This is a genomic window from Natronococcus sp. A-GB7, from assembly GCF_029688865.1.
Classification (GTDB): Archaea; Halobacteriota; Halobacteria; order Halobacteriales; family Natrialbaceae; genus Natronococcus.
In genome coordinates this window covers 108,811-123,597 of sequence record NZ_JARUKV010000014.1, presented here as the reverse complement: position 1 = coordinate 123,597, position 14,787 = coordinate 108,811, and the positions used below count along the sequence as shown (strand labels likewise).

Sequence of the window (14,787 nt, the reverse complement as noted above, 5' to 3'; positions counted from 1 at the left end):
AGCGAGGCGTGCTGAATAGACAGCGCGACTGTCCCACGCGGCTTGAGTTTCGGAGCGGGTGATCGCTCAGTAGAGAGTACAGATCCCGCCAGCGGTCACGCGAGCGCTGTTGTAAGGAGCCCTCCTTCAATCTCGAGCGGAGTCTACCGACCGAACTGGCAGGAGAGTGCGGGAACCGATCCCGAAAACGACTGCCGGTGGAGGAGTTCTCAAACCCACTATATAAAGGACCCCTCAAATGAGGGAAGATAACTCACCCGTGTTCGGCTTCTCTATTCGAATACAAGAGGTCAACCGATCATGTCTACTACAACTCGAAACAGACTCGAAAGCCGGTACGCGGGAATCACCCTCGAAGGACACCCCCACGCGCTTAGCGCGTGGTTCATCGTCGCCCTGCGGTTCGTGATGGGCGGCATGATGCTGTTCGCCGGACTCGGCAAGTTCGCGTTCGTCAGCGGCGAGGCGTTCGACGCCAGCGGCTTCCTCGTCCACGGCGTCGACCCGGTCAGCCCCGTCAGCGGCCTGTACGCCGCGATGGCGGGCAACGCGATGTTGCTCGAGGTAATCAACGTCGTCGTCCCGGTCACGCAGGTACTGATCGGCGTGGCACTCATCGCCGGCGCGTTCGTCAGGCTAGCTGCCCTCGGCGGCGCGATCCAGATGAGCATGTTCTACCTCGGCGGCTGGGAGGGACAGTGGCTCGCGCTGTTCGACTCGACGCTGATCTACGCTGTCATCTTCCTGGCCATCGCGGCCTTCGGCGCCGGCCGGATCCTCGGCCTCGACCGCTACATCGAACGGATCGAAGTCGGCGGGCAGACGCTCGTCGAGCGGTTCCCGAAGCTTCGATACGTGCTGAGCTAACTCCGGCTCTTTTCTCTAGAACCCAGGCGAACACCTGCGGTTTCGGCCGTGAACAACTCGATTACTGCCGATTGGCCCTGTTGAACCCCTTCGTCGGTGATAGATTGGAGGAGTCGTGCTGAATACACAGCGCATACGGCACGGACTGAGCACCGATCTGCGACGGATGGTGACCGGCCAATACGAGGTACCTATTGTACGACGTCTCCCTCCAACAGCGGAGTATTTATTCATCGGTACTGTCAGTGACTGAAGTAGTGACCAGTTCACCGTTGACGGACACACTTCGAGAGACCCTTGCGTTCTTCGAAGCGGGAGGGGCACCCATGACGACAACCGAGATAGCCGAACAACTCGACCTCGGCCGCCGAAGTACACACGAGCGCCTCGAACGACTCGTTGATCACGACCGACTCGAGACCAAGAACGTCGGGGGAAACGGACGCGTATGGTGGCAGCCATCCACGACCGGACAAGCGTCTACGAAGGAGCGACAACAGGATGCGATAGACAGCGACCTCGGCGAGGTCTTCGACCGAATCTCGGACAGCTTCTACGCCCTTGACGAAGCGTTCCGCTTTCGCTATCTGAACGACACCGCAGCAGAGCTTTTTGGACTGGACGAGGACGCAATCGGTTCGGATATTCGTGACCAGAACCTCACCGAAACGTTCGAGAACGCACTGTATGAGGCTCTTGAAACACAGGAGTCCGCAACCTTCGAAGACTACTATCCTCCGTGGGATCGGTGGTTCCAGAACACCGTCTATCCCTCAGACTCGGGTCTGTCGGTCTACACCCACGATATCACCGAACGGAAGCGACGCGAACGGGAACTGGCCCGCTACGAAACGATCGTCGAAACGAGTCCGGTCGGCATCACGATCGTCGACGATGACGGGGAGCTGCAGTTCGCCAACGACCGTGCTGAGGAGATATACGGGCGGAGTAAAGACCAGATCAACGATCTCAGCTTTGACGATTCCGACTGGAACGAAGTCGACGTCGATGGCGGCCCCCTCCCGGATGAAGAGAAGCCTTTCCCGAAAATTCTGGAGTCCGGTGAACCGATCTTCAACCACATCAGTGGCGTGTCTCGTCCGGATGGGGAGCGAGTCTGGGTCTCCATCAACGGAGCGCCGGTCTATGGCGACCGCGGAGAGATCGACAGTGTCGTGTTCACTACTGAAGATATCAGCGACCGATTCGAGCGCGAACGGCAACTCGAACAGTACGAGACGGTCGTCGAAACGGCTCACGATGGGATCTACGTCCTCGACGAGGAGCGACGGTTCGAACTCGTCAACGATTCGTTTGCCGATTTGACCCCGTTTTCACGAGCGGAGTTGCGGGGCCAACACGCCTCGACGGTGTTCGGCGAGGAGTTCGCAGCGATCGAGGCCGAACAGTGGAGCGGAGGGTCCGAGGACGACCCCCCGACGTTCGAGGAGACGATCGACATTGGTCCGGGCGAAACCCGGTCGGTCGAGAACCGGTTCGTCATTCTAGACGAGAGCGGTGGTGAGGAGCGGATTGGAGTACTTCGAGATATCACCGAGCGAAAAGCCCACCAGCGCAAACTCGAAAAGAGCGAGCAGCGCTACCGGACGCTGGTCGAGAGCTTCCCGAACGGGGCGATCACTATGTTCACCGAGGACCTTCGATACACGTTTGCAGACGGGCAAATCCTCGACGAGATCGATCTACCTGTCGACAAGCTCGAGGGGACGACGATCCACGACCTCTACCCCGATGACCTCGCTGCCGACCTCGAACCGGCGTTCCGAGCCGTCTTCGAGGGAGAGTCGACCGAGACGGACGTCTCGTTTCTCGGTCGCACCTGGAACGTACACATCGTTCCCGTCAGGGACGGCAACGGCGACGTGTTCATGGGAATGCTCGTCGCAGTCGACATCACCGAGCGAAACGAGTACAAACGGAAACTCGAGGAATCGAACGAACGTCTGGAGCAGTTCGCGTACGCTGCCAGCCACGACCTCCAGGAGCCGCTGCGGATGGTCACGAGCTACCTCCAGTTGCTCGAGCAGCGCTACGGCGACGAACTCGACGAGGATGCCAGGGAGTTCATCGACTACGCGGTCGACGGTGCCGAGCGAATGCGGGAGATGATCGACGGGCTGCTCGAGTACGCCCGCGTCAAAACGCGAGGTGATCCGTTCGAACCTGTCGAGTTGGACGAGGTGCTCGACCAGGTGTGCACTGACCTCCAGATCCGGATCGAGAACTCCGACGCACATATTGGACTAACCGCTCTCCCGCGGGTCAACGGTGATAGAGGACAGCTCCGGCAGGTATTCCAGAACTTATTGACGAATGCGATCGAATACAGCGGCGACAACCCACCGCGGATTGCTGTCTCGGCGGAGAGGGACGGTTCGATGTGGCGTATCTCGGTTCACGACGAGGGTATCGGCATCGATCCCGATGAGGGCGACTGCATTTTCGAGGTGTTTCAACGACTCCACAGCCGCAACGAATCCGAAGGAACAGGCATCGGACTAGCGCTCTGTCGGCGAATCATCGAGCGCCACGGCGGCGAGATCTGGGTCGAGTCCGAATCCGGTGAGGGATCGACGTTCTCGTTTACGCTCCCTCCAGCGCACGATCACGAGTAACGGGAGGTGTGCTGTTCGCCTCGCAGTCCACGAACGGTTGGTTCGGCGCCAGCCGTGATCGGGCGATCGGGCGACGCCGCGCATGGCCGTCGGCTCGGCCACGCTCGCGAGTCGTCTCCCTCGGAAGTCGACGAGCACCTCCGAATGGCTACAGCGACTGCGATCGAGGCCGAATCGTCCGCTTGGCCGGCGGACTGAGTCCCTCGAGCGAGCCCCGGGCGGTCGCGACGTCGACCAGCAGGTCGGTCAGGTTCACCAGCTCTCCCACGTAGGCCTGCCGGCGTCGCTGCCACCTGGCGGGAGCCTCGTCGTCGGCGAGGATCTCGAGGGAGCGCTCGCGCAGCGGGTCGTAGGAGTCGAACTGCTCGGCGAGGCCGGCCTGCTCGAGGGCCTCGAACTCGCCGTACTCGTGCTCGTCGTTCCCCCGGTACCGGAAGGCGGGGGTGCCGAGCAGGGCGGCCTCGGTGGCCATCGTCCCCGTGTCGGCGACCAGCAGCGAGGCCTCGGCCATCGCGTCGTGGATCAGGGCGGGGTGGAGGTCGTACGGCCGAGCGGGGGTGTCCCGAAGCTCCATTCGGCCGCTCTCGTCGGAGACGAAGACGGTCGCGTCCTCGCTCAGCCGGTCGATCAAGTCGCGTCGCTGTTCGGGCGTAAACCCCTCGAGGTCGGTGTCGTGGAGGGCGTCGAGCGCGTTGAACCGCAGGAGAGCGTACGGCTCCTCGGGATCGACGCCGAGGTACTCGCGGATCCGTCCGTCGGGTTCGAAGACGTCGGGATGGAGATAGGCACACTCTTTGAACCCCTCGAACGTGTAGTGGTCGTCGCCCAGATCCCGGCGCGTGACCGCCGGCGAGAGGATGCAGTCGGCGAACGGGCGGGAGACGGTGTGGTTGAAATCGCCCGGCTCGTCGTCGAGGACGAGCACCGTCGGCGTTCGCGTAACCGTCCCCGCGAGAGCGGCGTAGGGCCCCCGACCGAAGACGACGTCCGGCCGGAACCGCACCGACTCGCGGACGACCGTCCCGAGCTGGCCGCCCAGCTCGCGGGCGAACCGCAGCCGGGAGTAGGCATCGGTGCCGTGACCGCCGTACACGCGGTACGGCATCCCGAAGAACTCGAGCAGATCGGTCGTGCAGGCGTACTCGCGAGTCAACACGAGGACGTCGTGGCCGGCTCGCTCGAGCCTGTCGACGGCGTGGCGGTACAGGTGGACGTGGGCGGGCGTGTTCGCGAAGACCAGAATCCGCATCGCCTCCCCGTACCCGTCGTCGGCCCTTTGTAATCGCCGGACTACCCGCGGTCGGGCGCCCGTCGGTCGATCCGACTTCCCTCGAGGCTCGAGCGACGGACGGTCTCCCGGTCGCGCTCCCGAGCGGCGAGCCCGTTCGGTTGCGCGTACGCACTCCATACCGACCGGTGGCGACCGATTTCCGCACCCATAACAAACCGTCGCGGAGCGGTCGACCCGATCGATGAACGTTCTCGTCGTGACGGCCAATGCCGACGCGCCGTTTCTGACCCAGCAGGTGGAGGCCCTCGAGGAGCGGGGCGTCTCCGTGACGACGATGTCGGTCGCCGGCGAGGTGAGCGCCGACAGCGCCCGGAGTCCGCTCGACTACCTCCGGACGGTTCCGCGGGTGGTCCGCGAGGCGAACCCGGAGTACGACCTGGTCCACGCCCACTACGGGCTGACGGCGCCTGCTGCGCTGGCCCAGCTGCGGCTCCCGGTCGTGCTCTCGCTGTGGGGGTCTGACGTCCACGGCCCGACGGCGCCCGTGAGCAAGCTCTGTGCGCCGCTGTGTGCGGAGGTCGTCGTCATGTCCGCCGAGATGGGTGCCGCGCTCGGCCGGGACTGTACGGTGATCCCCGACGGCGTCGATCTCGAGCGGTTCCGGCCCGAACCCCGCTCGAGCGCGCGAGAGACCGTTGACTGGTCCGACGACGAGTATCACGTGCTCTTCCCCTACTCCCCCGCACGCACGGTGAAGAATTATCCGCGAGCGGAGCGGGTCGTCGACGCGGCCTCGAGGCGGGTCGACCGACCGGTTCGCCTGCAGACGATCTCGGGTGTCGACCACGACGCCGTCGCGACGTATTTCAACGCCGCCGACGCGCTGTTGCTGACCTCCGACAGCGAGGGGTCGCCAAACTCCGTGAAGGAGGCGATGGCCTGCAACGTCCCCGTGGTCTCGCTCGCCGTCGGCGACGTTCCCGAGCGACTGGCCGGGGTCGACCCCTCGGTCGTCGCGCGATCCGACCGTGAACTGGTCGACGGACTGGTCGGCGTCCTCGAGCGCGGCGAGCGCTCGAACGGGCGAGAGGCGGCCCGCGAGGTAAGTATCGAACGAACCGCGGAGCGAATGCTCGCGGTCTACGAGCGCGCGACCGGGATGCGGGTATCGGCTCGAGCCCAAAGGGTTCCCGCGAAGCGGTAGCGACTCGACCAGAATTGCCGGAACGAGTGACCGTCTGCGGATCGGATCACCGGAACGCGACCGGCTCGGAAAACGTGGGGGGAGGGCCGGAGCGCAGCAGGGGGCGCCTGGCAGTATCAATTCAGTGATCGAACAGTATATGTCTTTATTGTATGTTGTTAGTAACAGAACAACAGCCGACGGTCGGCTACTCGGTGCGTCCCCACGAGACCGTCGGGCTCGAGCCCGACTATCGACTCTCGTCGCGGTACCAGGCCATCGTCTCCGGCAGATGGGTCTCGAGCGGACGGTACGTGTACCCCAGCTCCTCGTGGGCCTTCCGCGAGGTGTAGAACAGCCGCTGAGTCGCGAGCCGCGCCATTCGTCGATCGAAGGGAAACACGCGCCGACCGGTGGCGGCGTCGACGAGTTCGGCGACGGGGCCCGCGGCGTGGATCGCGGTCGCCGGGACGGGGAGGCGGGCCGGCGATCCCTCGAGGTGGGCGGCGATCCGCGAGACCGCGCGGTCGTAAGTGAGGTTCTCGCCGCCGAGGATGTAATGTTCGCCGGACTCGCCGCGCTCGGCGGCCGCGACCAGCCCCGCGACGACGTCGTCGACACCGACGATGCTGAGCCCGCCCGGAAGGTAGGCGGGCATCGACCGCTCGAGGCCCATCGCGAGCAACTGGGCGGTGAAGTTCCGGTCGCCCGGGCCGAAGATCGAGGTCGGGTGGGCCGTCACCGCGTCGCCGGAGTCCTCGGCGTAGCGATCGACGAGGCGTTCGGCCTGAGCCTTCGACGCCTGGTAGGCGCCGATCGGTTCGGCGACGTCGTCCTCGTCGGCGACTGGATCGCTCCCGTTCGGTCGACGGGTTCCCGACGTGCTCGTAAACACCACGCGCCCGGCGTCGGTCGCCGCGCAGGCATCGAGCACGTTCACGGTTCCCTCCCGGTTGACCCGGTGGACGGTCTCGGGATCGGCGCTCCAGAGGCTGGCGCCCGCGAGGTGGAAGACAGCGTCGCTCCCGTCGACCAGCGCCTCGAGCGTCCCCTGCTCGAAGAGGTCGCCGACGTACCAGTCGACGCCCTCGGCATGGCGATCCGAGTCGGGTCGGCTGAGCCCGCGCACCTCCCACCCCTCCGCGCGCAGGTGGTCACAGAGATGGGTTCCCAGAAACCCCGTCGCACCCGTGACCGCTGCCGTCTTCGTCGTCATTGGCCCTCGAGCTGCGGCGGGACGGCGTCCCCGCTCGCGGCGGCGTAGAGGCGGTAGGCGCTCGATACAGCCGGGTGAGTGTCGTCAGCGGGCGGCAGCCGACCGCCCGCCAGTCGCTCCCTGATCGCCGAGAGGTCGACCTCGTCCGAGTTCTCGACGGCGACCGGTCGCTCCGCGTCGGAGAGCAGCGGAGAGAGCGCGCCGTCGGCGTCGACGTCTCGCCCCAGCAGGGACGTCGCCACGGCGTCGACGGCGGGCCCGTTACCCGAGAGAACGACGTTCGTCGCGACGGGATCGTCACCGTAAGCGACTACCCCGTCGAGCACGGCGAGTTCGGGATCGATCGCTCGAGTCGCGGCGACCGCGGTCCGAGTCGAGTCGGCTCCGGAGGTGACGAGGCGACCGAGCGTTCGAACCGCACCCGCGGCCGTTCCCTCTTCGGTCGGCCGCAGCGAGGGAACGACGATTACGGTCGATTCGAGCAGCGGTTCGGGTACTGAGAGCGCGACCGATCGCCCCTCGGCCGCCCGGTACTCGTTTCGCGTCGGCACGTCAGCGAGGTCGACGAGTGCTGCGTCGAAGCGATCGGCCAGCCGATCGTACCCCAGGTACGACGTCGTTCGATCGAACGCGATCCGGTCGTCGCTGCGCCCGACGACGGCGAGGCCGGTTTCGAGTTCCCGATCGAGCCACGCGGCGACCGCGCCGACGACCGCGGGATCGGTCACGACGCCCGTCGAGGGGTGAAACGGGTAGTGGGCGTCGGGTACGATGGTTACCCGGTCGGCGTCCGCGAGTCGCTCCCGGCGGGGCTCGAGGACCGCCCCGACGGCCGACTCGAGACGGGCCGTTCGCGCGTCGACGTTCGGTCGCCACCCGCCCGGACGGCCGTCGTCTTCGACCGCCGCCAGACGAACGGCGCTCACGGCCCCACCTCCGGGACCTCGAGTTCCTCCTCGGCGGTCTCGGCGGCCAGGTCGTAGGCGGTCTCGGCCAGCGCGAGCGACCGCCGGCCGTCGGGCCCGCTGACGGGCGGTTCCTCGTTCGCGCGGATCGCCTCGCAGAAGTCCGCGAGCGCGTCGTAGTGTGCCCGCAGGTAGAACGTCGGGCCGAAGACGGTCCGCTCGCCGCCGACGCGGCTGGCGACGTTCTCGAGCGCGGCCCGGGCCGCGTCCGCGTAGAAGTTTTCCGGGAGGTGGTCCTGGTTGGTGATCGTCCCCGTGATCCCCTCGAGGCGCAGCCGCGTGTTCACCTCGGGCAGTTCCTCCCACTGGTAGGAGCCGCAGTGAAGCGTGATCGTCGTCCCCGTCTCCGGCGCCCGCAGGAGAACCGTCGCGGCGTCCTCGACGGGAATCTCGAGGGTCCGGCCCATCGTCGCGTCACGGACCTCGAGCTCGCCGAACAGCCACTCGAGCACGTCGAAACAGTGCACCCCGAGCTCGAGCAGGGAGCCGCCACCGACCGCGTTCGGATCCAGCGGCCAGGACGGCGGCGCGGTCTCGGCGGGCGGTCGCCCGAGCGGGCCGTCGTTGAGCCGGGTGATCGAGGCGTAGGGGACGTGGCCGACGCCGCCCTCCTCGTAGGCCGATTTGACGCCGACCATATCGGGCTGGTACCGGAGCGTGTGGTCGACGCCGACGGCGATCCCCTCCCGCTGGGCAGTCTCGAGCATCCTGTCGGCTTCCTCCGTCGAGCGAGCCAGGGGTTTCTCGACGAAGACGTCGATCCCGTACTCGGCGGCCCGTTCGACGGCCTCGGCGTGGAGAAACGGCGGAAGCGCGACGATCGCGGCGTCGATCTCCTCCGTCGCGAGCAGCGCTGCGTAGTCGTCGTACGTTCGGTCGACGCCGGCCCGTTCGGCCCGATCTCGGTTCTCCGGAACCGCGTCGGCGGCCGCGAGGACCTCGACGTCGGGCATCGCCAGCGCCGATTTCAGATGCACCATGCCGATGTTCCCGACCCCGAGAACGCCGATCGAGAGCGGCTTCGGGTCGGTCGACCGGCCGCGAAACTGTGAGAGCATTCGCTCGAGAACGTGGTGGCTGCGGGCTTTGTTATCGCCGTCGTACCGCCGTCAAACAGCGAGTAGACAGCCCATTCCGCGCGAATACGTGTCTTACTCGGCGTCGATTCGACCATCGGTTCCGAACTCAGGGCTGTCTCGCGGTCGCCCGACCGTCGATGCTGCTCGTGGTCCCGTCGATCCCGTCGACCGAGTTCGTTCGCCGAGCGACGTCGGCCATCGTCGCGACCGTGAGGTCGGTTTCGGCCCGTCGCCGGTCCAGATAGGAGAGGATCGCCCGCATCCGCTCGTCGTCGCGCTCGCGGGTGAGGTTGTTCGGATGGAGCCACATGTGAAAGACGCCGTCGGCGTCGACGGCCTCGTCGATGCCGCGGCGAGCCAGCACGACCATCGGGTCGCTCCAGACCGATTCGGCGACCGTCCGCGCGGGTCCCTCGAACCCGAACAGAAACAGCGATGCCGGGACGTTCACCAGACCGTACTCGTCGACGATCGGTTCGACGATCATCGACCGATCCCGCAGCGTCGAGTCGAAGAGGCCGCGGATCCCGTCGTGGGTCGGGGACCGACCACGGTAGACGCCGACGCCGTACTCGGCGAGCACGTCGCGGTTGCCGATGTCGTTTCGCGGGTAGATAAACGAGTCGACCGTCTGTCCCCACTCCTCGGCCAGCTCGAGGCTTCGCTCGAGTTCGGCCACGGCGAGCTCGCGGTCGGTTTCGGGCCGGCCGAACAGCACGTGAGAGAACGAGTGGCTGGCGAACTCGTGACCGACGTCCGCGTCCAGAACCGCGCGAACCAGGTCGGGACAGAACCGCAGGTCCTCGCGGTCGGCCCACTCTCCTCGCTCCCGGGCGAACCATCCCTCCGGCGCCGGATGGTCGGCGTGTCGCCCGTCGCAAGAGTCGAGCATGAGGTGGCCGACGACGGCCCACGTCGCGGGGACGTCGTACTCGGCACACAGCTCGAGCATGACTTCCCAGCCGCGTCGTCCCGCCTCGACCCGATCGGTCGGCGGGGAGTCGAGGTCGTGAAACCCCCAGCCGAGTTCGGCGTCGAGCGAGATCACGACGCTTCCCACAGCGTCCACCTCCGTTGAGGCTTGCTCATGTGGGAGCCGATAGGGGTAAGTCGTTTTGTTATGGGCGCCGTTCCGCCCCGCTTTTCGCCCGTTCTGCTCGGTAACCAACCGATACTGGCAGCCGCTACCGAACGGACGGTGGACGGCCGACGAGCCGTCGGTCGGTAGGGGGAGACAACGCTCCGTCGGTCGGTCTCGACCCGACTGAAGCCGATCTATAACAAAGCGGTCGTCGAGTCACCTGCACCACAGTAGACGTTTCCGACGTCTCGATTACAATCATGAGCGGATCTTCAAAAGCGTCCGAGCGAGCGTTCGTCCTCGGACTCGACGGCGTACCGTGGCGACTGATCGAGCGATGGACCGACGCCGGGGAGCTTCCGAACTTCGCCCGGATGCGATCGGAGGGCGCCTCCGGCGTCCTCGAGAGCACTCGACCACCGACGACGCCGCTGGCGTGGCCCTCGATCGCGACCGGCGTCTGGCCGGACAAACACGGCATCTACGGCTTCCAGAAGCTCTCCGCCGAGTACTCTCAACGCATGTATACGAGCCAGGACCGCCGACAGCCGGCCCTCTGGGAGCAGCTCTCGCCGGCTCACGTCGGCAACGTCCCGATGACCTACCCCGCCGGGGAGATCGACGGGACGATGGTGACGGGAATGATGACGCCGTCGACCGAACGGGAGTTCACCTACCCGCCCGAGTTCCAGTCGAGACTCGAGCGACGCGTGCCGGAGTACCAGATCAGTCTCGACTACCCCGAGTACGCCGACCGCCTCGAGGAGTTTCCCGACGCGGTCGACGAGATGCTCTCGAAACGACGCGACCTGATGGAGCTCCAGATGGAGGCCGCCGGCGACGACTGGCAGCTGTTCTTCTTCGTCTACACCGCACCCGACCGGTTCCAGCACCTCATCTGGGAGATGGAGCCGCTGCTCGAACACTACAGGCGCCTCGACGAGATACTCGGCGAGGTCATCGAGTACGCCGACGACCACGACGCCGACCTCTACGTCGTCTCCGACCACGGCTTCGGGCCGATCCACCGGCTCGTCTACGTCAACCACGTCCTCGAGCGCGAGGGATACCTGTTCAAACAGGAGGACGAGGGGACCCGCGGCGCGCTCGCGAGCCTGGGGATCTCCCGGGACACGATCACGAACACGCTCGATCGGGTCGGCATCTCCGAAGAGCTGCTCGTCTCGACGCTCCCGCGCCGACTGGTCGACTCGGTCGCAGAACAGATCCCCGGCGATCACGCCCTCTACGACGTCGACTACGACCGCACCGTCGCGTTCGTCCACGGCGCCGGAAACTGCTACATCAACGACACCGAACGGTTCGAACATGGCGTCGTCGAGCCGAACGAGGTGCCGAAGATCAAGGAGGCGCTCGTCGAGATCTTCGAGTCCGTCACCGAGCCCGACGGGACTCGGGTACTCGAGGTCTTCGACGGCGACGAGCTGTTCCCGACCGACGATCGGTCGCCGGATCTGGTCGTCAACGGCCGGGACGGCTACGACTCGCGGAACACGATTACCGACGAACTGTTCGGCGAGACCGGTACGTACGCCGCCAGCCACCGGAGCACGGGGATCATGCTCTGTCGCGGTCCCTCGATCGACGCCGGCGCGACACTTCGGGGCGCCCGTGTCGTCGACGTCGCGCCGACGCTGCTCCACGGGATCGGCGAGCCGATTCCGGAGAACACCGACGGTCGCGTGCTGTTCGACGCCTTCGACGAGCGGGCGACCCCTTCGCGGACGAAGGTCGAGCGAACCGCCGTCTCGGGGACCGAAGGCGGCGAGATCGAGGAGGACTTCTCCGACGTCGAGGATCGACTGAAGGGGCTGGGCTACATGGAGTGACGAGCTACGGGCCCGCAGAGCCCGCCCTCGAACGAGGGCCCTCGGCCCCGAAACCCGCGGCCTGCAAGCACAGCGACTACCCCGTATCGGCCCGGACCGTCATGCATGGTCGACGAGGATCTCGAGCTCGAGCGCGACGTCGGAGAGGCAACGATCGTCTACGACGAACCCGACGAGGGTACCGTCAGAAAGACGGTCCCGAACGAACACGTCGCCTACTTCCAGGACCACTGGATCATCAAGACGGACGAAGACGAAGACGGTCGTGACATCGTTCGACGGATCCCCGCACAGCGGGTCCACTACGTCGAGCGATCCGTCGAGGAGTTCGAGGAGGAAGTAAGCACGCTGGTCGATCAGGTCCAGTCGTTCGCGTCCGACCTCCGAACGAAGATCCCCGTCGGCGGGGACAGCGCCGGCCGCCGCGAGCGCGAACGCGAGGATACCGATCCGATCAACGTCGATATCGACGAGCCCGAGGACGACGACGATCCGCTCGATCGGTAGCAGTCGCCGCCACGCCCGATTTTCCTCCGAACTCCGATCGGAAGTCGAGCTGTCTACTCGAGTCGGGAGTCCGGACGCACGACGAAGACGTCGGCGGGGGCCTCGTTGACGACGTACTTTGCGACCGTGCCGACCAGCTTCTCTGTCACGCCGGAGGCACCCGTCGAGCCGAGGACGACCAGTCCGATCTCGCGGTCGGCGGCGTAGTTCTCGATCATCGTCCGCGGCACGCCGGGTTCGACGGTCGTCTCGACCTCGATTCCGTTCTCTGTAGCCCGCGTCTCGACGTCCTCGGTAACGCTCTCGCCCCTGTTCAGCTCCTCGGCGATCTTCTCCTCGACGCCCTTCCGGGCCGGATCCTCCGTCGTCTTCTCCGCAACGTAGAGGACGTGCAACGCGGCGTCGTGGCAGTCTGCCATCTCGATCGCCCGTTGAGCAGCCAGCTCGGCGTTGTCGCTCCCGTCGGTAGCCAGCAGTACGCGATCGTACACGGCCTCGCGTTCCACCTCGACGGAAATCAGCGTTGGGCCGGCGACGCGACGCGCCGGGACCCCACCTCGAGCCCTCGAGGAACGCGAGCACCTTGTCGACGAACCGCTCCGGCCCGGTCGCCTGGACGACGTGTCCGTGGCCCTCCCGTCGCTCGTGGTCGTAGCCGACGCCCTCGAACCGTCACTGCTCGCCAGCGTCGAACTGTGGCTCGTCAGGCTAGCGATCGGCCTCGCGCTCGTCTGTTCCTGGGTCCGGCTCACTTACGGCGAGCTCTCGATCGCCGATCGAGTGTTCCCCTGAGCGGAACCCCGTCATCGATCGGATCGAACCAGTCGAAGTCCTGTCCTGGCGGCCGTCCAGGCCGGATACAGCCTGTTGTAGACGCTGCTGGGCGCGTTTCGGGCACCCGCGTGGAGGAGCCGGTGGGACAGCGGCGGCCCCGACTCCGAGACGAGTTCTGCGAGATCGGCCGTCTCGAGCCACTCGAAGAACGCCCGTTCGGTCGCCGACTCGGGCTCGGTTTCGCGGGCGCGCTCGCGGATGTCTTCCCACATGTAGCGCTCGTCCTGGCCAAGCACCCACTCGCCGCCCTCGAGGGCGACCCGGAGTCGCTCGTACTCGTGGTCGGCGAAGGGGTAGCCATGGTCGGTCGGGTCGAGCCCCGCGAGCCGGAGGCCAACGGCGGTCCGGTAACACTTCTCGCAGCGTCCGCAGTTGCCGTCCATTCGGACGTTGCAGGTCTGGAGCTCGAGACCGGGGGCGTCGCTCGCGACGTAGTCGGCGATGGCGTCGAGCCGTTCCTGGCGGGTGAGCTCGTAACAGTCGTGGTGACACCGAGTGCCGTCCATTCGGACGTTGTCGTCGATGTCGGGACGGGAACCCCACTCGAGATCGATTCCGTCCCAGTGGGTGGCGGCGACGTAGAGGTTCGTCATCCCGCGCGCGTAAGCCAGCGGGGCACAGAGCCCGAGCAGGCCGAGCCCGTGGCCGACGGAGCTGTACCAGGCGCCGTCGACGTGGCGTTTGTAGTGAGCCAGTAGCATCGGATGATCGAGGAACGAAAGCATGTTCGACTCGAGGAAGGCCGTCTCGAGGCCCCGTTCGGCGGCGAACGACTCGACGCGGTCCGTGAGGTGGCGCCACTTCTCGTCGTCGGCGGGATCGGGCGTGATCGTCCAGCCGCGGATGCTGATCAGCGTCGGCTCCTCCTCGCGGTGGCAGACGTACGAACACGTCGAGTCGACGCCCCCCGTAAACAGCAGGCCGCTCTCGCTGTCACCCTCGCCGTCCGCCGACGGGTCGGGATCGATCGTGCGCCGCGCGTAGAGGGTACCGCCCTCGAGGAAGTCGTACATCCCACAGAGGGTTTGCCTCACGTCCTCGAGCGCGCGGGCGAACGTCGCGTCGACCGCCTCGACGTAGACGTCGGCGCCGTTGGCCCACGCGACGGGACAGACCTGCGCGAGGACGGGGATCGCGAGGATCCCCTCGGGGACTTCGGCGATCGGCACGTCGTACTCGGTTCGGAACGGCTCGCCGGTCAGGAACCGCTCGAGGTCGGGCGTGGCGCGGGCCTCACACTCGAGGGTTCGCCCGTCGACGGTCGGCCGTTCGATGATGATAGCACTCATGTAGTGGCTCGTCTCTCCCAGAGCACGCCGAGGGCGCACAAAAAGCATC

14 protein-coding genes are annotated in these 14,787 nt (G+C 66.2%); 6 read left to right on the top strand and 8 right to left on the bottom strand.

The genetic code is table 11. The features are described 5' to 3' along the window. The first annotated feature begins 300 nt into the window (after positions 1 to 300). Complete coding sequence (locus QA609_RS14135; protein ID WP_278303259.1) at positions 301 to 867, top strand: DoxX family protein; 567 nt, start codon at positions 301 to 303, stop codon at positions 865 to 867. Positions 868 to 1,193: 326 nt separating this feature from the next. After that, the gene (locus tag QA609_RS14130) at positions 1,194 to 3,503 is read left to right on the top strand and encodes a PAS domain-containing protein (protein WP_278303258.1); all 2,310 of its coding nucleotides are present in this window, start codon (positions 1,194 to 1,196) and stop codon (positions 3,501 to 3,503) included. Between the two features lie 148 nt (positions 3,504 to 3,651). Here the strand turns inward: QA609_RS14130 and QA609_RS14125 are convergent, their stop codons facing one another. Both QA609_RS14125 and QA609_RS14120 read right to left on the bottom strand, forming a co-directional pair. Continuing rightward, on the bottom strand, positions 3,652 to 4,752 hold the full coding sequence (locus tag QA609_RS14125; protein ID WP_278303257.1) for a DUF354 domain-containing protein: 1,101 nt from the start codon (positions 4,750 to 4,752) through the stop codon (positions 3,652 to 3,654). A 41-nt stretch (positions 4,753 to 4,793) separates the two neighbouring features. Further along, complete coding sequence (locus QA609_RS14120; protein WP_278303256.1) at positions 4,794 to 4,943, bottom strand: hypothetical protein; 150 nt, start codon at positions 4,941 to 4,943, stop codon at positions 4,794 to 4,796. Between the two features lie 32 nt (positions 4,944 to 4,975). On the opposite strand from QA609_RS14120, the gene QA609_RS14115 reads away from it, so the two are divergent. Further along, complete coding sequence (locus QA609_RS14115) at positions 4,976 to 5,938, top strand: glycosyltransferase (protein WP_278303255.1); 963 nt, start codon at positions 4,976 to 4,978, stop codon at positions 5,936 to 5,938. 229 nt (positions 5,939 to 6,167) lie between these two features. Here the strand turns inward: QA609_RS14115 and QA609_RS14110 are convergent, their stop codons facing one another. The 4 genes from QA609_RS14110 to QA609_RS14095 form a co-directional block, all read right to left on the bottom strand. Next, a complete protein-coding gene (locus QA609_RS14110) occupies positions 6,168 to 7,133 on the bottom strand; it encodes an NAD-dependent epimerase/dehydratase family protein (RefSeq protein ID WP_278303254.1) in 966 nt (321 codons plus the stop codon). Next, complete coding sequence (locus tag QA609_RS14105) at positions 7,130 to 8,059, bottom strand: DUF362 domain-containing protein (RefSeq protein ID WP_278303253.1); 930 nt, start codon at positions 8,057 to 8,059, stop codon at positions 7,130 to 7,132. The genes QA609_RS14110 and QA609_RS14105 overlap by 4 nt, the downstream gene beginning before the upstream one ends. Continuing rightward, the gene (locus QA609_RS14100) at positions 8,056 to 9,156 is read right to left on the bottom strand and encodes a Gfo/Idh/MocA family oxidoreductase (RefSeq protein WP_278303252.1); all 1,101 of its coding nucleotides are present in this window, start codon (positions 9,154 to 9,156) and stop codon (positions 8,056 to 8,058) included. Before QA609_RS14100 ends, QA609_RS14105 begins: the two co-directional genes overlap by 4 nt. A gap of 127 nt (positions 9,157 to 9,283) precedes the next feature. After that, positions 9,284 to 10,237: a polysaccharide deacetylase family protein gene (locus QA609_RS14095; protein ID WP_278303251.1), complete on the bottom strand. Its 954-nt coding sequence runs from the start codon at positions 10,235 to 10,237 to the stop codon at positions 9,284 to 9,286. 281 nt (positions 10,238 to 10,518) lie between these two features. Here QA609_RS14095 and QA609_RS14090 point away from each other — a divergent pair, with 281 nt between their 5' ends. Together QA609_RS14090 and QA609_RS14085 are read left to right on the top strand one after the other, a co-directional pair. Next, positions 10,519 to 12,108: an alkaline phosphatase family protein gene (locus QA609_RS14090; RefSeq protein ID WP_278303250.1), complete on the top strand. Its 1,590-nt coding sequence runs from the start codon at positions 10,519 to 10,521 to the stop codon at positions 12,106 to 12,108. Positions 12,109 to 12,213: 105 nt separating this feature from the next. Then, positions 12,214 to 12,615, top strand: coding sequence for a hypothetical protein (locus tag QA609_RS14085; RefSeq protein ID WP_278303249.1), 402 nt, complete (start codon positions 12,214 to 12,216; stop codon positions 12,613 to 12,615). 53 nt (positions 12,616 to 12,668) lie between these two features. Here QA609_RS14085 and QA609_RS14080 read toward each other — a convergent pair whose 3' ends face one another. Further along, a complete protein-coding gene (locus tag QA609_RS14080) occupies positions 12,669 to 13,106 on the bottom strand; it encodes a universal stress protein (protein WP_278303248.1) in 438 nt (145 codons plus the stop codon). Between the two features lie 136 nt (positions 13,107 to 13,242). On the opposite strand from QA609_RS14080, the gene QA609_RS14075 reads away from it, so the two are divergent. Then, entirely contained in the window at positions 13,243 to 13,407 is a 165-nt protein-coding gene (locus QA609_RS14075; protein ID WP_278303247.1) for a hypothetical protein, read from the top strand. A gap of 11 nt (positions 13,408 to 13,418) precedes the next feature. On the opposite strand, the gene QA609_RS14070 is transcribed toward QA609_RS14075, so the two are convergent. Next, complete coding sequence (locus tag QA609_RS14070; protein WP_278303246.1) at positions 13,419 to 14,738, bottom strand: hypothetical protein; 1,320 nt, start codon at positions 14,736 to 14,738, stop codon at positions 13,419 to 13,421. Positions 14,739 to 14,787 lie beyond the last annotated feature (49 nt).